Source organism: Pseudomonas sp. PB3P13 (assembly GCF_054897735.1).
Window position 1 is genome coordinate 161506 of sequence record NZ_CM142702.1, and the last position, 21321, is coordinate 182826.

Consider the following 21321-nt stretch of genomic DNA (forward strand, 5'->3'; position numbering starts at 1 on the left):
CAGTGGGAGTTCGTCTGGTGTCGAACTGGCCGATGTATTCAATGTGGGCAGGATATTGAATGGCGCGTGAAAATCCTCAGATGGAGCGCTGATTGACACGTTGCATGAGTTCTTCCGCTGATTCCTTGCGCTCGGAATAACGGTCGACCAGATAGTCCTGACGGTCGCGAAGCAACAGCGTGAATTTCACCAACTCTTCCATCACATCCACGACGCGGTCGTAGAACGGTGAAGGTTTCATCCGGCCGTTATCGTCGAACTCCATGTAGGCCTTCGGCACGGAGGATTGGTTGGGGATGGTGAACATGCGCATCCAGCGTCCCAGCACCCGCAGTTGATTGACCACGTTGAACGACTGCGAGCCACCGCACACTTGCATGACAGCAAGGGTTTTGCCCTGGGTTGGACGCACCGCGCCCATAGCCAGTGGCACCCAGTCGATTTGAGCCTTGAAGACCGCGCTCATGGAGCCGTGACGTTCTGGAGAACACCAGACCTGCCCCTCGGACCACAACATCAGCTCGCGCAATTCCCTCACACGGGGATGATCGTTGGGTGCGTCATCGGGCAGCGGCAAACCCGACGGATTAAAAACCCGCGCCTCGGCGCCGAAGTGCTCCAGCAACCGGGCGGCCTCTTCGACCATCAGGCGACTGAAAGAGCGTTCACGGGTCGATCCGTACAGCAGCAAAATGCGCGGCTTGTGGGTGGAGATTTTTTCGATACCGAGCTTGTCCGCCGATGGGAGATCGGCCAATTCGGTATCGAGCTGGGGGATGTGGTTATCAAACATAGTCTTTGTCCTGCGCAATGGCGCTCTTGGATTCATCGAACCAGCGGCGTTTCAACCAGAGAGCCACACTGACCAGAGCAATCAGTACCGGCACCTCCACCAACGGGCCAATCACCGTGGCGAAAGCGACCGGGGACGCAAGGCCGAAGGTGGCAATGGCCACGGCAATCGCCAATTCGAAATTGTTGCTCGCGGCGGTGAACGCCAGTGCCGTGGTGCGTGGGTAATCAGCCTTGAGCCATTTGCCCATCCAGAAGCTGATGAAAAACATGACGACAAAGTAGATAGTCAGAGGAATCGCGATGCGCAGTACATCAAGCGGCAATTGCAGCACCACATCACCCTTGAGGCTGAACATGGCCACGATGGTCAACAGCAATGCGACCAGCGTGAGCGGACTGATTTTTGGAATGAAGCGCTCCTGAAACCAGGCCTCACCTTTACGGGCGATAAGGATCTTGCGAGTCAGGAAGCCCACCAGGAACGGCACCCCCAGGTAAATCAGAACCGACTCGGCGATGGTGACAAAGTTGATCTCGATCACACTGCCTTGCAGTCCGAACAGCGGCGGCAGCAGTCCAAGGAAGACCCAGGCGTATACGCTGAAAAACAGGATCTGGAAGATGCTGTTGAACGCCACCAGCCCGGCGACGTACTGATTGTTGCCGCCCGCTATCTGATTCCAGACCAGCACCATCGCGATGCAACGAGCCAGGCCGATCAGAATAAGGCCCGTCATATATTCCGGCTGGTCCCGCAGGAAAATGATCGCCAATGCGAACATCAAGACCGGGCCGATCACCCAGTTTTGCACCAAAGACAAAACGAGGATGCGCTTGTCCTTGAAGACTTCCGGCAGTTCCTCATAACGCACTTTGGCCAAAGGCGGATACATCATCACAATCAAGCCGATAGCGATGGGGACGTTGGTTGTGCCCACAGAAAGACTGTTGAGCCACTGCGGCCAGCCTTCGAACACGCTCCCCAAAGAGATGCCCAGGGCCATGGCGATAAATATCCATAGCGTCAGGTAACGGTCCAGGAATGAAAGACGGCTTTTGCTCAAGATCATTGCTCCGGTGGTTAAAGCGTGCCAATCATAGCCAGCTCTGCCTTAAGCTGTTCGGCACTCAGTTGGGAAAGCGCAAGAGCAAGGAAAGCCGTGAGGCGTGTCCTGTTTGTTCCAGCGTTGCATCGAATGCGGCCTGAACCTGCTCTGGTGTTCCTTGCAGATCCGATGGGTCAGCCAGCCCCCAGTGACCTTTTACAGCGGGGCCAAAGAATACCGGGCACGCTTCACCGGCGGCTTTGTCACACACAGTAATGACAAAGTCCGGTGCCAGTTTTGCATGCTCATCACTGGACTTGCTGAACAGGCCTTGCGTGGAAATGCCCGCTTTCTCCAGGGTTTTGAGACTGATCGGATGAACTTCACCTTTAGGCTTGCTGCCAGCGCTGTAGGCTTTCAGGCCTTGGGGTGCCAAGTGATTGAAGACCGCTTCACAGAGGATGCTGCGGCAGCTATTGGCAGTGCAGAGAAAGAGGATTTTCATCGAGCGGTCTCGTAGGTTCAGGCGCCATCAGGCGATTTTGCTTTCACAGCAAGCGACGGCTCGTGCGGGACGGTCCCCCATTTCATCGAGGCGTTTGGCATCGGGGCTCAACCAGTGCTTGCTGCTATCCAGCACTGTCGTCAGCACGTGATGAACCCAATCAGGAAGATTCGGGTGCAGGCGGTAATAAACCCATTGGCCTTGCCGACGATCTGATAACAGGCCACACGTGCGCAATTGCGCCAGGTGCCTGGAGATCTTTGGCTGGCTCTCGTCCAGCGCGCAGGTCAGCTCGCAGACACAAAGCTCACCTTCACGGGTGATGAGCAGCATGGTGCGGACACGGGTGTCGTCAGCCAGGCATTTGAAAACAGTGGTCGGTGTCAGATGGTCAGCCATATTGATTCTCAGCGTTTGGTTTTGACCAAGACGAACATCTTGATGCGCTCATGAATTTCGTGAAGCGTGTGACGGAATGCGTCGGGCTTGGTGCTGGCGACCGGATCCTCAAAACTCCAAGCCAATACCTCCCCAGCACCCGGTAACGGTTGGCACTCCGCTGCTGCTTTATCGCACAACGTGATGACGTAATCGAAACGCTCACCCCGGAACTCGTCCACGGCCTTGCTGCGCAAACCTTCGGTACTCACCCCGAGATGGATGAGGGCATCCAAGGTGCGCTGATCGACCTGAGTTGGAATGGTGCCGGCGCTGAACGCTTCGAAATGCTCCGAATCGGTATGCCTCAGCAGCGCTTGGGCCAGCTGCGAGCGGGCAGCGTTGGCAGTACAAACGAACAGAACACGGACTTTACCGGTCATCGTGAAATCTCGGCACATATACGATTTAGCGAATATATGTTTTTTCAGATACGAGGTAAAGCCCATGCGCCAGATAATTCTGAAAGGTCCGGCCACTGCCGAACAGAATCATCTAAAGCCAGCTTGTTACGGGGCTCGAAGGATATCACTCAGCAGAATTTTCCAGAGACACTGGAAAAGCGTATATGCGAATAATGTAATAAGTCTGTCAATTTGGGGATGGCCTCGCTCCGACCCAACCCCACGGGAGTACAAGGAATTGGCGATCAGGTCAGAGGGAATGACGACATCGAGGTATGGAAGAAGGGACGGACAACCTATATCGGCAGGCGACGTAGAGAATAGGGAAGCCTGTGGCAGAGGAAGGAGACTGCTCGGCCTCCAATCTTCTGCGACAGTTTTTATTGTCTAAAACCAACGACCCTCACGCTGTAGATAACTTATTCCACAGTCACCGATTTCGCCAGGTTGCGCGGCTGATCAACGTCCGTACCTTTAAGCACCGCGACGTAGTAGGAAAGCAACTGCAACGGGATGGTGTAAAGGATTGGCGAGAGGATGTCGTGAATGTGCGGCATGTGGACAACGTGCGTGCCTTCACCATTGGTCATGCCAGCCTGCTCGTCGGCGAAGACGATCAGCTCGCCGCCCCGGGCGCGGACTTCCTGGAGGTTGGATTTCAGTTTTTCCAGGAGCTCGTTGTTCGGTGCAACGGTCACCACCGGCATGTCGTTATCCACAAGCGCCAATGGCCCGTGTTTCAGTTCACCGGCTGGATAAGCTTCGGCATGGATGTAGGAGATTTCCTTGAGCTTGAGAGCCCCCTCCATGGCCACTGGAAATTGCGCACCGCGACCGAGGAACAGGGTGTGATTTTTCTCGGCGAACAGCTCGGCGATTTTCTCGACAGTGCTATCCATCGCCAATGCTTCACCAAGTCGAGTCGGCAGACGACGCAACTCTTCAACCAGAGTGGCTTCGACGCCCTCGCCCAAGTTGCCGCGCACCTGACCCAGCGACAGGGTCAGCAACAACAGACCAACCAGTTGCGTGGTGAACGCTTTGGTGGAAGCTACACCGATTTCGCGACCTGCCTGAGTCAACAGCGTCAGGTCGGATTCGCGTACCAGCGAGCTGATGCCGACGTTGCAGATGGCCAGGCTCGCAAGGAAACCTAGCTCCTTGGCGTTGCGCAGGGCAGCCAGTGTGTCAGCGGTTTCGCCCGACTGAGAAATGGTCACGAACAACGTGTCGGCTTGCACCACAACCTTGCGGTAGCGGAATTCACTGGCAACTTCCACCTGGCACGGGATGCCGGCCAGTTCTTCCAGCCAGTAACGCGCAACCATACCCGCGTGATAACTGGTGCCGCAGGCAACGATCTGCACGTTGCGCACTTTGGCGAACAGCTCGGCAGCCTGTGGACCGAATGCCTGCACCAATACGCCGTTCGGGCTCAAGCGACCCTCGAGGGTGCGCTGCACAACGGCCGGTTGCTCGTGGATTTCCTTGAGCATGAAGTGGCGGAATTCGCCCTTGTCGGCAGCTTCCGCACCGTCGCGGTACTGCACGGTTTCACGCTCGACGGCCTGGCCTTTGACGTCCCAGATTTGCACGTTGTCGCGACGGATCTCGGCGATATCGCCTTCTTCCAGGTACATGAAACGGTCGGTGACCTGACGCAGGGCCAATTGGTCGGAGGCGAGGAAGTTTTCGCCCATGCCCAAACCGATGACCAGCGGGCTGCCGCTGCGGGCAGCGACCAGACGATCCGGCTGCCTGGCGCTGATCACGGCCAAACCGTAAGCACCGTGCAATTCTTTGACAGTCGCCTTGAGGGCAATGGTCAGATCCTGCAGATCCTTGAGCTTGTGGTTCAGCAGGTGAGCGATCACCTCGGTGTCGGTGTCCGACGTAAACACGTAACCCAGGGCTTTGAGCTGTTCACGCAGGGCTTCGTGGTTTTCGATGATGCCGTTATGCACCACCGCCAGATCACCGGAGAAGTGTGGATGAGCATTGCGTTCGCACGGCGCGCCATGAGTGGCCCAGCGAGTGTGCGCGATACCGAGGCGGCCGATCAGCGGCTCGGCTTGGAGTGCAATTTCCAGCTCGCTGACTTTGCCCGGGCGGCGGGTGCGTTCGATTTTTTCGTCGTTGGTGTAGACCGCGACGCCGGCGCTGTCATAACCACGGTATTCCAGGCGCTTGAGGCCTTCGAGCAGGATGGCGGTGATGTTACGTTCTGCGACTGCGCCAACAATTCCACACATGCTATTTCTCCTGACTGACAGACGCGCAAATCAAATTAATGCCGCGGGCCTGGATCTGATCGCGTGCCTCGAGTGGAAGCCGATCATCTGTAATAAGGGTATGGACGCTGCCCCAAGGCAGTTCCAGGTTGGGAATCTTGCGGCCGATCTTGTCGGCCTCGACCATCACCACCACTTCCCGGGCGACTTCAGCCATGACACGGCTCAGCCCGAGCAATTCGTTGAAGGTCGTGGTACCGCGCAACAGATCGATGCCATCGGCACCGATGAACAATTGGTCGAAGTCGTAGGAGCGTAGTACTTGCTCGGCGACCTGGCCCTGGAAAGACTCGGAGTGCGGGTCCCAGGTGCCGCCGGTCATCAACAGCACCGGCTCGTGTTCCAGTTCGCTCAAAGATTTGGCGACGTGCAGAGAGTTGGTCATGACCACCAGACCGGGCTGTTGGCCAAGCTCGGGAATCATTGCCGCGGTGGTGCTGCCGCTGTCGATGATGATTCGGGCGTGTTCGCGAATCCGCGATACTGCGGCACGGGCAATCGCCTGTTTGTGTTTTGAAACGGGCTGCCCGACATCAGCCACGAGCTCTTGAGGCATGGTGATTGCACCGCCGTAACGACGCATCAGCAAGCCATGGGTTTCCAGTGCTGCGAGATCCTTTCGAATCGTAACTTCCGAAGTTTCAAAACGCTTGGCCAACTCGTCCACACTCACCTCGCCCTGCTCGGTGAGCAAGGCAATGATGTTATGGCGACGTTGGGGCGTATTGCGTTTCGACATGATCAGTAAATTTCGATTCGAAAGATAACGTAAGCAATCAAAACCTATTAGCGAAACTTCGTCAAGCGGGAGGCGATAAAAACTATAGGAGCCGTCTCGCTGGCGATTCGGTGATTGCGATACATCGCATCGCTCCGATCGCCAGCAAGCCGGCTCCTAAAGGGGTGTGGATAACCTACTTTTTGATTTTTTCCGGCCGTTTCCAGCCGTCGATGTTGCGTTGGCGCGCGCGCGCAACAGCCAGTTGGGAGTTATCCACATTCTGGGTGATGGTAGAGCCGGCTGCGGTGGTCGCACCGCTCGAGATATCCACAGGCGCCACCAGCGAGTTGTTGGAGCCGATAAACACGTCCTCGCCCAATACGGTTTTCCACTTGTTGGCACCGTCATAGTTGCAAGTGATCGTGCCGGCGCCGACGTTGGTACGCGCGCCTACCTCGGCATCGCCCAGATAAGTCAGATGGCCTGCTTTGGCATCTTCGCCCAGGTGAGCGTTTTTCAACTCGACGAAGTTACCCACATGCGCACGTGCATCCAGCACCGTACCCGGACGCAGACGAGCGAATGGTCCGGCATCGCTGCCTTCGCCGAGAATCGCGCCGTCAATATGACTGTTGGCTTTGATCACTGCGCCTTTGCGCAGCGTGCTGTCCTTGATCACACAATTGGGGCCGATGACAACATCGTCCTCAATGACAACCTTGCCTTCGAGTATCACGTTGATGTCAATCAGCACGTCACGCCCGACGCTGACTTCACCGCGAACATCAAAACGCGCCGGGTCGCGCAAGGTGACACCTTGGGCCATCAGCCGGCGGCCGGCGCGCAGCTGATAGTGACGCTCAAGTTCGGACAGCTGCTTACGGTCGTTGGCGCCCTGCACTTCCATCGCATCGTGAGGTTGTTCGGTAGCAACCACCAAGCCATCGCTGACCGCCATCGCAATCACGTCGGTCAGGTAATACTCGCCTTGAGCGTTGTTGTTGGACAGACGACTCATCCAGCCACCCAGTTGCGCGAAAGGCAGCGCCAGAATTCCGGTGTTGCCTTCCGTGATCGCGCACTGAGCTTCGTTGGCATCTTTCTGCTCAACGATGGCTGTTACTTTGCCATCGGCGTCGCGCACGATACGGCCGTAGCCTGTCGGGTCGTCCAGCTCAACCGTCAGCAACCCAAGCTGCCGGGGCGCAACTTGCTTGAGCAAGCGCTGCAAGGTCTCGACTTCGATCAATGGCACGTCACCGTAAAGAATCAACACGGTATCGGCTTCAATGAACGGAACGGCCTGAGCCACGGCGTGGCCGGTACCCAGCTGTTTGTCCTGCAGGACGAAATTCAGATCATCGGCAGCCAGACGATCACGCACGGCATCGGCACCGTGGCCGATCACCACGTGGATGCGCTGCGGATCAAGTTGCCGGGCGCTGTGGATAACATGACCGAGCATCGAGTTGCCGGCAATCGGATGCAGGACTTTCGGCAACGCTGAACGCATGCGAGTGCCCTGGCCAGCAGCGAGAATAACGATTTCGAGAGACATGACTGGCTACCAATCCTGGGTGGTCAGCGGCTGTGACCGGGTTTATGAAAAACGGAAAAGAAAAAAGGGTAGCCGAGGCTACCCTTTTTTATCAATCGCGCAACAAGTGATGGCCTGTTAGTGGCCAAACTTCTTGCGGATCTGCTGGACGGTGCGCAGCTGAGCTGTTGCCTCGGCCAGACGTGCGGCAGCAGAACCGTAATCGAATTCCGCGCCCCGCTCATGCAAGGCCTTCTCGGCAGCCTTAACGGCTTCCTGAGCGGAGGCTTCGTCCAGGTCGGCAGCACGCTGCACGGTGTCGGCAAGAACCTTGACCATGTTCGGCTGAACCTCGAGGAAACCACCGGAGATGTAATACACCTCCTCTTCCCCGCCCTGCTTGACCAGGCGGATCGGACCCGGCTTGAGATTAGTGATCAGCGGCGCGTGGCCCAGGGCGATACCAAGATCACCGAGTGCACCGTGCGCAATCACCATCTCGACCAGGCCGGAGAAGATTTCCCCTTCCGCACTGACGATATCGCAATGGACTGTCATAGCCATCTGATTGCCTCAAACTAAATTAGCGCCCGTTACCGGGCGCCGGGATTACAGTTTCTTGGCTTTCTCGATCGCTTCTTCGATGCCGCCTACCATGTAGAACGCTTGTTCTGGCAGGTGGTCGTAGTCACCGTTGAGGATGCCTTTGAAGCCAGCAATGGTATCTTTCAGGGAAACGTATTTACCCGAAGCACCGGTGAAGACTTCAGCCACGAAGAACGGCTGCGACAAGAAACGCTGGATCTTACGAGCGCGGTTTACCAACTGCTTGTCGGCTTCCGACAGCTCGTCCATACCCAGGATCGCAATGATGTCCTTCAGTTCTTTGTAACGCTGCAGAACATACTGGACGCCGCGAGCGGTGTCGTAGTGGTCCTGGCCGATCACGTTCGGGTCCAGCTGACGCGAAGTCGAGTCGAGTGGATCGACCGCCGGGTAGATACCCAGGGAGGCGATGTCACGGGACAGAACGACGGTAGCGTCCAAGTGGGCGAAGGTGGTCGCTGGCGACGGGTCAGTCAAGTCATCCGCCGGTACGTATACCGCCTGGATCGAGGTGATCGAACCGTTTTTGGTCGAAGTGATACGCTCTTGCAGTGTACCCATCTCTTCGGCCAGGGTCGGCTGGTAACCTACTGCGGAAGGCATACGGCCCAGCAGTGCGGATACTTCAGTACCGGCTAGGGTGTAACGATAGATGTTGTCGACGAACAGCAGAACGTCGTTACCTTCGTCACGGAACTTCTCGGCCATGGTCAGGCCGGTCAGGGCTACGCGCAGACGGTTACCCGGCGGCTCGTTCATCTGACCGTAAACCAGTGCCACTTTGTCCAGAACGTTGGAATCCTTCATCTCGTGGTAGAAATCGTTACCCTCACGAGTACGCTCACCCACACCGGCGAACACGGAATAACCGCTGTGCTCGATGGCGATGTTACGGATCAGTTCCATCATGTTTACGGTTTTGCCTACACCGGCACCACCGAACAGACCGACTTTACCGCCCTTGGCGAACGGGCAAACCAGGTCGATTACCTTGATGCCGGTTTCCAGCAGGTCGTTGCCGCCCGCTTGTTCAGCGAAGGTTGGCGCAGGACGGTGAATGCCCCAGCGCTCTTCGGTGTCGATTGGACCCGCTTCGTCGATCGGGTTACCCAGAACGTCCATGATCCGGCCCAGCGTCGCTTTACCGACCGGTACGGAAATGGCTGCGCCGGAGTCGGTGACTTCCAGACCGCGCTTCAAGCCCTCGGTGGAACCCATCGCAATGGTACGAACCACGCCGTCGCCCAGCTGCTGCTGAACTTCCAGGGTGGTTTCGGCCGCGCTCAGTACTTTCAGCGCGTTGTAGATGCTCGGTACGCTGTCGCGTGGAAATTCCACGTCGATAACGGCGCCGATGATTTGAACGATACGTCCGCTACTCATAGCTGGATCCTCTGAATATTTGAACCGTTAAACCGCGGCAGCGCCGCCGACGATTTCCGAGATCTCTTGGGTGATCGCAGCCTGACGCGCCTTGTTGTAGACCAGCTGCAAATCGCTGATCAAATCACCGGCGTTGTCGGTAGCGTTCTTCATCGCGATCATCCGCGCAGCCTGTTCAGCCGCGTTGTTCTCGACCACCGCCTGGTAGACCTGCGACTCCACGTAGCGGACCATCAAGCCATCAAGCAGCTCTTTGGCGTCCGGTTCGTACAGATAATCCCAGTGGTGCTTGAGTTCCTGTTCCGTGGTTGCCACCAATGGAATCAACTGCTCCACCGTAGGCTGTTGCGTCATGGTGTTGATGAACTTGTTGGACACCACGGACAGGCGATCAATACGGCCATCCAGGTAGGCATCCAGCATCACCTTGACGCTGCCGATCAGGTCATTGATCGACGGCTCTTCGCCCAGGTGGCTGATAGCTGCTACGACGTTACCGCCGAAGTTGCGGAAGAAAGCCGCACCCTTGCTACCAACTACACACAGATCGATCTCGACGCCGTTTTCGCGGTTTACCGCCATGTCCTTGACCAAAGCCTTGAACAGGTTGGTGTTCAAGCCACCACACAGACCACGGTCGCTGCTCACCACGACATAGCCGACGCGCTTTACTTCACGGTCGATCATGAACGGGTGGCGATATTCCGGGTTGGCGTTGGCCAGATGACCAATAACCTGGCGGATGCGCTCCGCGTAAGGACGGCTAGCAGCCATGCGCATTTGTGCCTTGCGCATTTTACTGACCGCCACTTTTTCCATGGCGCTGGTAATCTTTTGCGTGCTTTTGATGCTCGCAATCTTACTGCGAATCTCTTTTGCGCCTGCCATGTAACACCTATCAGGTTAGCAAGCGGGAGCCTTGCGGCTCCCGCTGCGGCTTACCAGGTTTGGGTGGCCTTGAACTTCTCGATACCGGCTTTCATGCCAGCGTCGATTTCGTCATTGAAGTCACCCTTCACGTTGATCTTCGCCATCAAGTCGGCGTGATCGCGGTTGAAGAAAGCAATCAGCGCTTGTTCGAAGCTGCCGATCTTGGCGATTTCAACGTCAGTCAGGAACCCACGCTCAGCGGCATATAGCGACAGCGCCATGTCAGCGATCGACATTGGTGCGTATTGCTTCTGCTTCATCAGCTCGGTAACGCGCTGACCATGCTCAAGTTGCTTACGGGTCGCTTCGTCCAGATCAGAAGCGAACTGGGCGAATGCCGCCAGTTCACGGTACTGAGCCAGAGCGGTACGGATACCACCGGAGAGCTTCTTGATGATCTTGGTCTGAGCGGCACCACCCACACGGGATACCGAAACACCGGCGTTCACAGCAGGACGGATCCCGGAGTTGAACATGGCCGATTCCAGGAAGATCTGACCGTCGGTGATGGAAATCACGTTGGTCGGAACGAACGCGGAAACGTCGCCAGCCTGGGTTTCGATGATCGGCAGTGCGGTCAGGGAACCGGTTTTGCCGGTCACTGCGCCGTTGGTGAACTTCTCTACGTATTCTTCCGAAACGCGAGATGCGCGCTCCAGCAGACGGGAGTGGAGATAGAACACGTCGCCTGGGTAAGCTTCACGGCCTGGCGGACGGCGCAGCAGCAGGGAAATCTGGCGGTAAGCCACTGCTTGCTTGGACAGATCGTCATAAACGATCAGCGCGTCTTCACCGCGGTCGCGGAAGAATTCACCCATGGTGCAACCGGAGTACGGAGCCAGGAACTGCAGTGCTGCAGATTCCGAAGCGCTCGCCGCGACAACGATGGTGTTAGCCAGCGCGCCGTTTTCTTCCAGCTTGCGAACCACGTTGGCGATAGTCGATTGCTTCTGACCGATCGCTACGTAGACGCAGAAAATGCCGCTGTTTTTCTGGTTGATGATCGCGTCGATCGCCAGAGCGGTTTTACCGATCTGACGGTCACCGATGATCAGCTCACGCTGGCCACGGCCGACAGGAATCATGGCATCGACAGCTTTGTAGCCAGTCTGTACAGGCTGGTCTACCGACTTACGCCAGATCACGCCAGGAGCAACTTTCTCGACCGCATCGGTCTCGGTGTTGTTCAGCGGACCTTTGCCGTCAACAGGGTTACCCAGTGCGTCGACTACGCGACCCAGCAGTTCCTTACCAACCGGAACTTCGAGGATGCGGCCGGTGCACTTGGCGCTCATGCCTTCAGCCAGAGACTGGTAGGAGCCCAATACGACGGCACCTACAGAGTCTTGCTCGAGGTTGAGAGCCATACCGAAGACGCCGCCCGGAAACTCGATCATCTCGCCGTACATGACGTCGGCCAGACCGTGAATCCGCACGATACCGTCAGATACGCTGACGACAGTGCCTTCGTTACGGGCTTGGGAGGTCACATCGAGCTTGTCGATGCGGCCCTTGATAATTTCACTTATTTCGGAAGGATTGAGTTGCTGCATTGCTCTGCTGCCCCTTCAAACTCAAGATTTCAATGCTTCGGCAAGGTTTGCGAGTTTCCCGCGAACCGAGCCATCGATAACCAGGTCGCCGGCGCGGATGACAATGCCCCCGATAAGGGACTTGTCTTCCTCGACTTGCAGGCGCACTTCCCGGTTGAGTCGTGCACTGAGAACCTTGGCGAGTTTGTCTTGCTGTTCTTGGTTCAATGCAAAAGCACTGGTCACTTCAACGTCTACCGATTTCTCTTGTTCGGCCTTGTACAGGTCAAACAGAGCGGCGATCTCCGGCAAAAGCGGGAGACGGTCGTTTTCGGCAACGACGTTGATGAAGTTCTGTGCCTTCACATCAAACTTGTCGCCGCACACGTCAATAAACGTGGCGGCCTTGTCTGCGCTCGTCAGTCGCGGGGCCTTGAGCACGCGCTGCATGGTGTCGTCTTGCGACACTGCTGCAGCCAGGCCGAGCATGGCTGACCAAGAGGCCAGTTGCTGGTGGGCCTGGGCGTGCTCGAAGGCTGCCTTAGCGTAAGGTCGGGCCAACGTGGTCAATTCTGCCATGATCGCCCTCGCTTAAATTTCAGCAGCCAGTTTGTTTACCAGCTCCGCGTGCGCGTTTTGATCGATTGTGGCACCCAGGATCTTCTCGGCGCCGCCGACGGCCAGAGCACCCAGTTGGGTACGCAGCGCATCTTTGACACTGTTCAGTTCCTGCTCGATCTCGGCCTGAGCCTGAACCTTCACACGGTCAGCGTCGATACGGGCTTTTTCAACAGCCTCTTCAACGATCTGGTTACCGCGTTTCTTGGCCTGCTCAATGATTTCAGCTGCTTGAGCCTTAGCTTCGCGCAGTTGTTGACCCGCTTTATCTTGGGCCAACTCCAGGTCGCGAGCTGCTCGGGCGGCAGCGTCCAGTCCATCCGCGATCTTCTTCTGACGTTCGTGCAAAGCCGCGATGACCGGAGGCCACACGAACTTCATGCAAAACAGTACAAAAATGAAGAACGCAACGGACTGGCCAATCAGGGTTGCATTAATGTTCACGCCAACACCTCGCTCGTTCGTTGCACATCAAACCAATCACTCGAAGGTTCGAGTGATTAGCCAGCGAGTTGACCAACGAATGGGTTCGCGAAGGTGAAGAACAGAGCGATACCAACACCGATCATGGTTACGGCGTCGAGCAGACCGGCAACGATGAACATTTTGACTTGCAGCATTGGAACCATCTCTGGCTGACGCGCTGCGCCTTCCAGGAACTTGCCACCCAACAGGCCGAAACCAATTGCGGTACCCAGTGCGCCCAGGCCGATCAACAGTGCAACAGCGATAGCGGTTAGACCAACTACAGTTTCCATCTTTCCTCCCGACTTTTACGTCGTATGGTTTAGGTTTTTTAGATTTTAAAGCGGTAAAACAAATCGTTTCATGCCCGGTGGGCACCCACCCGTTTCATCGGGTGGGACATCAGACCAGTCGAGACGGGTCTTAATGGTTCTCTTCGTGCGCCATCGACAGATAAACGATGGTGAGCATCATGAAGATAAACGCCTGCAGGGTAATGATCAGGATGTGGAACACAGCCCACGCCCACTGCAGAACTACGCCCAGGCCGCTAAGCCAGAGCAGACCGCTGCCGAACATCACAGCAATCAGAATGAAGACCAGTTCGCCGGCGTACATGTTGCCGAACAGACGCAATGCCAGCGAAATTGGCTTGGCGATCAGCGTCACGAACTCCAGCAGGAAGTTGACCGGAATCAGCAGCGCTTGCAGGAAAATGTTCTTGCTGCCAAACGGGTGCAGGGTCAGTTCGCCGATGAAGCCGCCGATGCCCTTGACCTTGATGCTGTAGAAAATGATCAACGCGAACACCGACAGGGCCATGCCCAGGGTGGCGTTCGGGTCAGTGGTCGATACCGCACGGAATGGAATGTGCGCATCGCCACTGATCAGGATGGCCAGCTGAGGAATCCAGTCGACCGGGATCAGGTCGACAGCGTTCATCAGGAAGACCCAGACGAAGATGGTCAGTGCCAACGGTGCAATCACCGGGCTACGGCCATGGAAGCTGTCTTTCACGCTGCCATCGACGAATTCGACCAATACTTCAACGAAGTTCTGCAAAGCACCAGGCTGACCGGAAGTCGCCTTCTTCGCCGCCATGCGGAAAAGAAGAACGAAGATCAGACCCAACGCGACCGACCAGCCGAGGGTATCGACGTGGAAAGCCCAGAAGCCCATTTCTTTGGCTTCTGCTGCGGTGTGGGCAAAACCCCACCCGCCAGTTGGGTGCTGACCGAAGGTCAGGTTCTGCAAGTGGTGCTGGATATAGCCCGAAGCGGTTGTCTCTGCCATGGTTGCCTCAAACGCCCTAAGGTCTCGAAAGTCTTGTTCTCATCAGCAGGGGCGCGAACCAGCTGACCAGTTGGGTCAACACGAAGACACCGAATACAGCTATCGGCGCCAATGGCTTCACACCTGCGAACGTCAATGCAAAGAGCACTGCCGTCAAAATCAGTTTGCCCGCCTCGCCGGCGTAAAAAGACCGGACGATGGCTTGGGCTGCTCGGGCGCCGGAAAACCGAAATGCCCTGTGAGCGAAATAAACATTGGGCAGCAAGGCTATCAGGCCTCCGCAAAGTCCCGAGTACCCGGCAACGACTCCGTGCCATTGCCAGAGCGCCAAAGCGGCAATGAGCAACACCACGAATTGAGCCATCAACACCGGAAATACTGCCAGGCGATGGAACGGCAAGCGGTTTGGCGTGCGGCTTTCCATCACATTTGCTCCCCAATGGTCGGCTGCCACAATTCAATAACTTGGCATAATTTGTGCCGACAAAATGCGCGCAGAGTATAGGGGCGCTTCTGCCCCTATTCAACTGTCAGGTAGTGATTTCCGACTGCACGCTACATGAGTAAATGTTTCAGCGGATGTGTGCGAGCACACCTTGAAGTTCATCCAGGGAGTTATAACCGATCACCAGCTGCCCTTTGCCTTTCTTTCCGTGGCGAATCTGCACCGCAGAGCCTAGGCGCTCGGCCAGGCGCTGCTCGAGTCGTGCGATATCCGGGTCCGGTTTGGACGGTTCCAGCGGCTCCGGTTTTCCATTGAGCCACTGGCGAACCAGTGCCTCGGTTTGGCGCACCGTCAGGCCCCGTGCGACAACGTGTCGCGCCCCTTCAACCTGTTGATTTTCCGGTAAACCGAGCAAAGCACGTGCATGACCCATTTCCAAATCACCGTGCGACAGCATGGTTTTGATGACTTCCGGCAACGCAATCAAGCGCAGCAGGTTGGCAACCGTGACCCGCGACTTGCCCACCGCCTCGGCCACTTGTTGTTGAGTCAGCTGGAATTCCTGCTGCAAGCGCTGCAAAGCCACGGCTTCTTCGATCGGGTTGAGGTCTTCGCGCTGTATGTTTTCGATCAGCGCCATGGCGATGGCGGTTTCATCCGGAACATCGCGCACCATCGCCGGGATGGTTTCCTGGCCTGCCTGCTGGCTGGCGCGCCAGCGACGTTCGCCGGCGATGATCTCGAAGCGACCACTGCCGATCGGGCGCACCACGATAGGCTGCATCACGCCTTGGGCCTTGATCGAATTCGCCAGCTCTTCCAGTGCCTGCGGGTCCATGTCCCGGCGTGGCTGGTATTTGCCGCGCTGGATCAGGTCCAGCGGCAAATGCTGCAGTTCACGCTGATCGGCTTGCACCGCCTGTTCTTCCAGCGAGCTGACAGTCGGACCGCTCAGCAGCGCATCCAGTCCACGTCCGAGACCTCGTTTCTTGACGGCCATGGGGATTCCTTAAGTTGGCTGGGCGGCGACGGTGCGTGAGTTTTTGCGCTGACGGCGAACCATCTCGCCCGCCAATGCAAGATAGGCAATAGCGCCCCGCGACGACTTGTCGTACGCCAACGCCGGCATGCCATAACTGGGGGCTTCGGCAAGGCGGATGTTGCGCGGGATCACGGTGTCGTAGAGCTGATCGCCGAAATGTTCCTTGAGCTGTGCCGAGACGTCATTCATCAGGCTCAGGCGCGGGTCGTACATGGTCCGCAGCAGGCCCTCGACTTTCAGGTTCGGGTTAAGCAGTTCAGCGATTCGCTTGATGTTATCCACAAGGTCGCTCAAGCCTTCCAGTGCAAAGTACTCGCACTGCATGGGGATGATGACCCCATCGGCGGCCACGAGTGCGTTGAGGGTGAGCATCGACAGCGAAGGCGGGCAGTCGATCAGAATGTAGTCGTAGTTTTCACGAATCGGTGCCAAAGCGCTGCGCAGACGGCTTTCCTTCATCTGCATTTCCAGCAGCACGACTTCCGCGGCGGTCAGGTCGCGGTTGGCTGGCAACAGCTGATAACCACCGTGCTCGGAATAGTGCATGGCCTGAGCCAGGTCGCATTCGCCGATCAACACGTCGTATATCGAGTTTTCCAGCCCGTGTTTATCCACACCGCTACCCATGGTGGCGTTGCCCTGTGGATCGAGATCGATCAACAGCACCCGTCGCTTGGTAGCGACCAGTGAAGCTGCGAGGTTGATACAGGTGGTGGTTTTACCCACACCACCCTTTTGGTTCGCTATCGCGAATACCTTAGCCATTCTTGCGTGTGTTCCCAATCATGCCGTGCGGCGCAGTATCAGCAGATGGCGTTGGCCTTGGCAACCAGGTACCGCCAAGGCGTGTTCGCTATCGAGGTAAAAATCTGCCGGCAATGCTACCAGCTCATCGGCCGGATGAACGCCCTTCATTGCCAGCCAGCGTGTATCGGCATCGCCGAGGTGGCGGGTCCAGTTGCTGAAGTTTTCCATGCTGCTGAACGCCCGGGAGATGATCCCGTTAAATGGCTGCGCAGGCTGGAATGCTTCCACGCGACTGTGGATAACTTGCAGGTTATCCAGTTTCAGTTCGAGTTTGACCTGGGTCAGGAAGCGGGTTTTCTTGCCGTTGCTGTCCAGACAGGTCACTTGAGAGTCCGGGAACAGAATTGCCAACGGAATGCCCGGCATGCCACCGCCACTGCCGACGTCCAGCCAGCGACCGTTTTCGATGAACGACATCACACTCAAACTATCGAGCAGGTGACGCGAGACCATTTCATCGGGATCGCGAACGGCAGTCAGGTTGTACGCCTTGTTCCATTTGATCAACAGGGCCAAATAACCCAGCAACTGCGCGTGCCGGATCTCAGTCAACGTGACGCCAAGTTGGCGGGCACCTGTGGATAACTCTTCGGCGTGTTGCGAGGTGACCAACGAACTCAAGCGCTTTGCTCCAACTGACGGCCCGCGCCGCGTTTTTTCAAATGAATCATCAACAGCGAAATCGCTGCCGGAGTGACGCCGGGGATGCGCGACGCCTGGCCCAATGTCTCAGGACGGGTCGCGCCGAGCTTGCTCTGTATCTCTTTGGATAGACCGGAAATATTCGTGTAATCGATATCCACAGGCAGTTTGGTGTTTTCACTGGCCCGTAGTCGAGCGATTTCATCCTGCTGGCGGTCGATGTAACCGGCGTATTTGGTCTTGATCTCGACCTGCTCGGCAACTTGCGGATCTTGCGCCCCCCCGCCAGTCACAGAAATCAGGCCTGCATAGTCGATTTCCGGACGGCTGAGCAGATTGAGCAAGTTGTACTCGTGCGTCAGTGGTGTTCCAAACTTTTCGGAAATCGCATCACCTTGCTCGGTGCCCGGACGAACCCAGGTGCTTTTCAGACGCTGTTCTTCCAGCGCAATGCTTTCGCGCTTGGTGCAGAACGCGGCCCAACGGGCATCATCGACCAGACCCAGTTCGCGGCCTTTTTCAGTCAAGCGCAGGTCAGCGTTGTCCTCGCGCAGGATCAAACGGTATTCCGCCCGGGACGTAAACATCCGGTAAGGCTCTTGGGTTCCGAGCGTAATCAGGTCATCCACCAGCACGCCGATGTACGCCTCGTCGCGACGCGGACACCAGGCTTCTTTGCCCTGGGCACGCAGCGCAGCGTTGGCACCGGCGAGCAAACCTTGTGCGCCAGCTTCTTCGTAACCGGTGGTGCCGTTGATTTGCCCGGCGAAAAAAAGGCCACCAATCACCTTGGTTTCAAGGCTGTACTTCAGGTCACGCGGATCAAAATAATCGTACTCGATGGCGTAACCAGGGCGAACGATGTGCGCGTTTTCCATGCCACGGATTGATTGCACGATCTGCAGTTGCACGTCGAACGGCAAGGACGTGGATATCCCGTTCGGGTACAGCTCGTGAGTGGTCAGACCTTCCGGTTCGATAAAGACCTGATGGCTTTCCTTGTCGGCAAAGCGATGAATCTTGTCTTCGATCGACGGGCAATAACGCGGGCCGATGCCTTCGATCAAACCTGCATCGGAATACATCGGCGAACGGTCGAGGTTGGCCGCGATGATTTCGTGAGTCCGGGCGTTGGTGTGAGTGATCCAGCAGCTGACCTGTTTCGGGTGCTCTTCCCTGGAGCCCATGAACGACATGACGGGGATCGGCGTATCGCCTGCCTGCTCGGTCATCACCGAGAAATCGACAGTACGGCCGTCAATACGTGGCGGCGTCCCCGTTTTCAGACGGCCTACTCGCAGTGGCAGTTCGCGCAGACGGTGAGCAAGGGCGATTGAGGGCGGATCCCCCGCGCGGCCACCAGAATAATTCTGCATGCCGATGTGGATAAGTCCGCCGAGGAACGTACCGGTGGTCAATACCACCGAGTCGGCGAAGAAACGCAGACCCATTTGGGTAATGACGCCGCGAACCTGGTCCTGCTCGACGATCAGGTCATCAGCGGCTTGTTGAAATATCCACAGGTTCGTCTGATTTTCCAATGTTTCGCGGACAGCGGCCTTGTACAGGATGCGGTCGGCCTGAGCACGAGTAGCCCGAACTGCCGGGCCTTTGCGGCTGTTCAACACGCGAAACTGGATACCACCCTTGTCGGTGGCCATGGCCATCGCGCCGCCAAGGGCGTCGATTTCCTTGACCAGATGGCTTTTGCCGATTCCGCCAATGGCCGGGTTGCAACTCATTGCACCGAGGGTTTCCACGTTATGCGTCAGCAACAGGGTTTTTGCCCCCATGCGTGCAGACGCCAGTGCTGCCTCGGTACCGGCATGACCGCCACCGATGACGATCACTTCAAAACGGGAAGGGAAATCCACCACGCACCTCGTGCCTGCTTCAGTCAGGTAATCAGAAATAGTTTGAGCTCAGGTTTTTCACCTGGTCGGCAAGTATAGGGAATTCACCCTTCCTAAAGAACCCTCTGAACAAAATTTAACCAGCTGTGGAAAAGTCTCGATTATAGAAATTAAAAAGAAAGAAATTTATTAAATCTTTGTTTTTATGTTTATTTCTATTGAACACCTTTTCTGTGGATAGAACGCTGCAAGCCTTCATTATCAAGATGTACAGCGATTCAAAACCCTGTGGCCATGTAGCAAGGAGGCCGTTGGATAACGGGCCTAAGCCTGTGGATTAAAGGCAGTGTTATCCACAGACAGGTTTATATCCAGTTTTCAAGGCCTGTTATCAACTGGCCTTAGTGGCAGTTACTCACAGGGCTTAATCGAGATAAAATCATCAGCCACACGCTTTTCGCGCAGGCGAAATTCGCCAAAGCAGAGGATCTGCTCAGGACTGGATGAGAAATTCTGGATAAAAGGGGGAGCAGACAGGCGCGAATGGCCTGTCTGTGGACTACGAAGGGGCTATTTGCCGATGCAGAAGCTGGAAAAAATCCGCCCCAATAAATCATCGGAGCTGAATGCGCCGGTAATTTCACCCAAAGAATGCTGTGCCTGGCGCAAGTCTTCGGCCAGAAGTTCGCCGGCACCCGCCAGGGTCAGCTGCGCTCGGCCATGCTCCAGCGAAGCACTTGCGTTGCGCAGCGCCTCAAGGTGACGCCTGCGTGCACTGAAGCTGCTCTCAGAGGTCTGCTCGTAGCCCATGCAGGCCTTGAGATGTTCGCGCAACAATTCCAGCCCTTCACCGGCTGCCCTGGCGCTCAGGCTCAGGGTCACGTGGCCATCGTCACTGACCTGCATTGCAATGGCTTCGCCGGTCAGATCGGCCTTGTTACGGATCAGAGTGACCTTCGCCGGATCCGGACGTATTTCAAGAAATTCAGGCCACAAAGCGAACGGATCCAGCGCTTCAGGTGCTGTGGCATCGACGACCAACAACACGCGATCGGCTTCACCAATGGCTTTCAGCGCCCGTTCAACGCCTATCTTCTCCACATGATCGTCGGTATCGCGCAAGCCCGCCGTGTCGACCACGTGCAGTGGCATACCGTCGATGTGGATATGTTCGCGGAGAATGTCCCGGGTAGTGCCCGCGATTTCCGTAACGATCGCGGCTTCACGCCCGGCCAGTGCATTCAACAGGCTGGATTTGCCTGCGTTTGGCCGTCCGGCAATCACCACTGTCATGCCATCACGAAGCAGTGCGCCCTGCCCGGCTTCGCGCAATACGGTGGATAACTCGTCGCGCACTTTATCGAGCATGGCAAGGACGTGGCCATCAGCGAGAAAATCGATTTCTTCTTCGGGGAAGTCGATTGCGGCCTCGACATAGATCCGCAGTCCGATCAGTTGCTCGGTGAGGTTATGCACACGCTCCGAAAAGGCGCCCTGCAATGAACGCAATGCATTGCGCGCTGCCTGCGCAGAACTGGCCTCAATCAAATCAGCAATGGCTTCAGCTTGCGCCAGGTCGAGTTTGTCATTGAGAAAGGCGCGTTCGCTGAACTCCCCCGGGCGCGCCAGCCGACAACCTAGTTCGAGGCAATGCTTGAGCAGCATATCCAGCACAACCGGGCCGCCGTGCCCCTGCAGTTCCAGCACATCTTCGCCGGTAAATGAGTTTGGTCCGGGGAAATACAATGCGATGCCCTGATCCAGAACTTCATCATTACCATCAAAAAAAGGACCGTAATGGGCAAACCGCGGCTTGAGTTCGCGGCCACTGAAAGCCTTGGCCGCCAGACTCGCCAACGGCCCGGAAATACGGACAATGCCTACGCCGCCGCGACCTTGAGCGGTAGCGACGGCAGCGATGGTTTCACGAGGAATGCTCATACAACAGTATCCCGATAAAAGTGACAG

21 protein-coding genes and 1 pseudogene are annotated in these 21321 nt (G+C 56.7%); all 22 read right to left on the bottom strand.

Translation table 11 applies throughout. From position 1 onward, the window contains the following. Nucleotides 1–76 precede the first annotated feature (76 nt). The 22 genes and pseudogenes from arsH to mnmE all read right to left on the bottom strand — a co-directional run bounded on the left by arsH (nt 77) and on the right by mnmE (nt 21294). On the bottom strand, nt 77–793 hold the full coding sequence (arsH, locus tag ACYZT1_RS00700; RefSeq protein ID WP_462017210.1) for an arsenical resistance protein ArsH: 717 nt from the start codon (nt 791–793) through the stop codon (nt 77–79). Beyond that, on the bottom strand, nt 786–1859 hold the full coding sequence (gene arsB / locus ACYZT1_RS00705) for an ACR3 family arsenite efflux transporter (protein WP_462017211.1): 1074 nt from the start codon (nt 1857–1859) through the stop codon (nt 786–788). The genes arsH and arsB overlap by 8 nt, the downstream gene beginning before the upstream one ends. A 17-nt stretch (nt 1860–1876) precedes the next feature. Further along, nucleotides 1877–2346, bottom strand: a pseudogene (locus ACYZT1_RS00710) (arsenate reductase ArsC). A gap of 27 nt (nt 2347–2373) precedes the next feature. Beyond that, entirely contained in the window at nt 2374–2745 is a 372-nt protein-coding gene (locus ACYZT1_RS00715) for a metalloregulator ArsR/SmtB family transcription factor (RefSeq protein WP_462017212.1), read from the bottom strand. Nucleotides 2746–2753: 8 nt separating this feature from the next. Further along, on the bottom strand, nt 2754–3167 hold the full coding sequence (locus ACYZT1_RS00720; RefSeq protein ID WP_462019321.1) for an arsenate reductase ArsC: 414 nt from the start codon (nt 3165–3167) through the stop codon (nt 2754–2756). Nucleotides 3168–3607: 440 nt separating this feature from the next. Then, nucleotides 3608–5440 carry a glutamine--fructose-6-phosphate transaminase (isomerizing) gene (gene glmS / locus ACYZT1_RS00725; protein ID WP_462017213.1) on the bottom strand — a complete coding sequence of 611 codons (1833 nt, stop codon included), beginning with the start codon at nt 5438–5440 and terminating at the stop codon, nt 3608–3610. A gap of 1 nt (nt 5441) precedes the next feature. Continuing rightward, nucleotides 5442–6221, bottom strand: coding sequence for a DeoR/GlpR family DNA-binding transcription regulator (locus ACYZT1_RS00730; RefSeq protein ID WP_462019322.1), 780 nt, complete (start codon nt 6219–6221; stop codon nt 5442–5444). 172 nt (nt 6222–6393) lie between these two features. Next, on the bottom strand, nt 6394–7758 hold the full coding sequence (gene glmU, locus ACYZT1_RS00735) for a bifunctional UDP-N-acetylglucosamine diphosphorylase/glucosamine-1-phosphate N-acetyltransferase GlmU (protein WP_462017214.1): 1365 nt from the start codon (nt 7756–7758) through the stop codon (nt 6394–6396). Nucleotides 7759–7875: 117 nt separating this feature from the next. Further along, nucleotides 7876–8301: a F0F1 ATP synthase subunit epsilon gene (locus ACYZT1_RS00740; protein ID WP_028620319.1), complete on the bottom strand. Its 426-nt coding sequence runs from the start codon at nt 8299–8301 to the stop codon at nt 7876–7878. A gap of 45 nt (nt 8302–8346) precedes the next feature. After that, a complete protein-coding gene (gene atpD, locus ACYZT1_RS00745; RefSeq protein ID WP_462017215.1) occupies nt 8347–9726 on the bottom strand; it encodes a F0F1 ATP synthase subunit beta in 1380 nt (459 codons plus the stop codon). 27 nt (nt 9727–9753) lie between these two features. After that, nucleotides 9754–10614 carry a F0F1 ATP synthase subunit gamma gene (atpG, locus tag ACYZT1_RS00750; protein WP_462017216.1) on the bottom strand — a complete coding sequence of 287 codons (861 nt, stop codon included), beginning with the start codon at nt 10612–10614 and terminating at the stop codon, nt 9754–9756. Nucleotides 10615–10664: 50 nt separating this feature from the next. After that, complete coding sequence (gene atpA, locus ACYZT1_RS00755) at nt 10665–12209, bottom strand: F0F1 ATP synthase subunit alpha (protein ID WP_008155713.1); 1545 nt, start codon at nt 12207–12209, stop codon at nt 10665–10667. Nucleotides 12210–12230: 21 nt separating this feature from the next. After that, nucleotides 12231–12767, bottom strand: coding sequence for a F0F1 ATP synthase subunit delta (locus ACYZT1_RS00760; RefSeq protein WP_008155712.1), 537 nt, complete (start codon nt 12765–12767; stop codon nt 12231–12233). 12 nt (nt 12768–12779) lie between these two features. Next, nucleotides 12780–13250 (bottom strand): F0F1 ATP synthase subunit B, encoded by a 471-nt coding sequence (locus ACYZT1_RS00765; RefSeq protein ID WP_462017217.1) that lies wholly within the window; start codon nt 13248–13250, stop codon nt 12780–12782. Nucleotides 13251–13306: 56 nt separating this feature from the next. After that, nucleotides 13307–13564 carry a F0F1 ATP synthase subunit C gene (gene atpE / locus ACYZT1_RS00770; protein WP_002555987.1) on the bottom strand — a complete coding sequence of 86 codons (258 nt, stop codon included), beginning with the start codon at nt 13562–13564 and terminating at the stop codon, nt 13307–13309. A 130-nt stretch (nt 13565–13694) separates the two neighbouring features. Beyond that, nucleotides 13695–14564 (bottom strand): F0F1 ATP synthase subunit A, encoded by an 870-nt coding sequence (atpB, locus tag ACYZT1_RS00775; RefSeq protein ID WP_462017218.1) that lies wholly within the window; start codon nt 14562–14564, stop codon nt 13695–13697. 16 nt (nt 14565–14580) lie between these two features. Next, the gene (locus ACYZT1_RS00780) at nt 14581–14988 is read right to left on the bottom strand and encodes a F0F1 ATP synthase subunit I (protein WP_462017219.1); all 408 of its coding nucleotides are present in this window, start codon (nt 14986–14988) and stop codon (nt 14581–14583) included. 148 nt (nt 14989–15136) lie between these two features. Further along, the gene (locus ACYZT1_RS00785) at nt 15137–16009 is read right to left on the bottom strand and encodes a ParB/RepB/Spo0J family partition protein (protein WP_462017220.1); all 873 of its coding nucleotides are present in this window, start codon (nt 16007–16009) and stop codon (nt 15137–15139) included. A gap of 9 nt (nt 16010–16018) precedes the next feature. Beyond that, nucleotides 16019–16816 (bottom strand): ParA family protein, encoded by a 798-nt coding sequence (locus ACYZT1_RS00790; protein WP_462017221.1) that lies wholly within the window; start codon nt 16814–16816, stop codon nt 16019–16021. Between the two features lie 18 nt (nt 16817–16834). Further along, nucleotides 16835–17479, bottom strand: a complete 645-nt coding sequence (gene rsmG, locus ACYZT1_RS00795) for a 16S rRNA (guanine(527)-N(7))-methyltransferase RsmG (protein ID WP_462017222.1) — start codon at nt 17477–17479, stop codon at nt 16835–16837. Next, entirely contained in the window at nt 17476–19374 is a 1899-nt protein-coding gene (gene mnmG / locus ACYZT1_RS00800) for a tRNA uridine-5-carboxymethylaminomethyl(34) synthesis enzyme MnmG (protein WP_462017223.1), read from the bottom strand. Before mnmG ends, rsmG begins: the two co-directional genes overlap by 4 nt. Nucleotides 19375–19923: 549 nt before the next feature. Further along, nucleotides 19924–21294, bottom strand: coding sequence for a tRNA uridine-5-carboxymethylaminomethyl(34) synthesis GTPase MnmE (mnmE, locus tag ACYZT1_RS00805; protein WP_462017224.1), 1371 nt, complete (start codon nt 21292–21294; stop codon nt 19924–19926). Nucleotides 21295–21321 lie beyond the last annotated feature (27 nt).

What these genes read in the sequence shown, in the direction of transcription:
- ACYZT1_RS00715 (WP_462017212.1), bottom strand. Translation starts at nt 2,745, where the DNA reads ATGGCTGACCATCTGACACCGACCACTGTTTTCAAATGCCTGGCTGAC.
- atpA (WP_008155713.1), bottom strand. Translation starts at nt 12,209, where the DNA reads ATGCAGCAACTCAATCCTTCCGAAATAAGTGAAATTATCAAGGGCCGC.
- atpG (WP_462017216.1), bottom strand. Translation starts at nt 10,614, where the DNA reads ATGGCAGGCGCAAAAGAGATTCGCAGTAAGATTGCGAGCATCAAAAGC.
- mnmE (WP_462017224.1), bottom strand. Translation starts at nt 21,294, where the DNA reads ATGAGCATTCCTCGTGAAACCATCGCTGCCGTCGCTACCGCTCAAGGT.
- ACYZT1_RS00740 (WP_028620319.1), bottom strand. Translation starts at nt 8,301, where the DNA reads ATGGCTATGACAGTCCATTGCGATATCGTCAGTGCGGAAGGGGAAATC.
- atpE (WP_002555987.1), bottom strand. Translation starts at nt 13,564, where the DNA reads ATGGAAACTGTAGTTGGTCTAACCGCTATCGCTGTTGCACTGTTGATC.
- arsH (WP_462017210.1), bottom strand. Translation starts at nt 793, where the DNA reads ATGTTTGATAACCACATCCCCCAGCTCGATACCGAATTGGCCGATCTC.
- ACYZT1_RS00760 (WP_008155712.1), bottom strand. Translation starts at nt 12,767, where the DNA reads ATGGCAGAATTGACCACGTTGGCCCGACCTTACGCTAAGGCAGCCTTC.
- ACYZT1_RS00785 (WP_462017220.1), bottom strand. Translation starts at nt 16,009, where the DNA reads ATGGCCGTCAAGAAACGAGGTCTCGGACGTGGACTGGATGCGCTGCTG.
- ACYZT1_RS00790 (WP_462017221.1), bottom strand. Translation starts at nt 16,816, where the DNA reads ATGGCTAAGGTATTCGCGATAGCGAACCAAAAGGGTGGTGTGGGTAAA.
- glmU (WP_462017214.1), bottom strand. Translation starts at nt 7,758, where the DNA reads ATGTCTCTCGAAATCGTTATTCTCGCTGCTGGCCAGGGCACTCGCATG.
- atpD (WP_462017215.1), bottom strand. Translation starts at nt 9,726, where the DNA reads ATGAGTAGCGGACGTATCGTTCAAATCATCGGCGCCGTTATCGACGTG.
- ACYZT1_RS00720 (WP_462019321.1), bottom strand. Translation starts at nt 3,167, where the DNA reads ATGACCGGTAAAGTCCGTGTTCTGTTCGTTTGTACTGCCAACGCTGCC.
- glmS (WP_462017213.1), bottom strand. Translation starts at nt 5,440, where the DNA reads ATGTGTGGAATTGTTGGCGCAGTCGCAGAACGTAACATCACCGCCATC.
- ACYZT1_RS00780 (WP_462017219.1), bottom strand. Translation starts at nt 14,988, where the DNA reads ATGGAAAGCCGCACGCCAAACCGCTTGCCGTTCCATCGCCTGGCAGTA.
- atpB (WP_462017218.1), bottom strand. Translation starts at nt 14,564, where the DNA reads ATGGCAGAGACAACCGCTTCGGGCTATATCCAGCACCACTTGCAGAAC.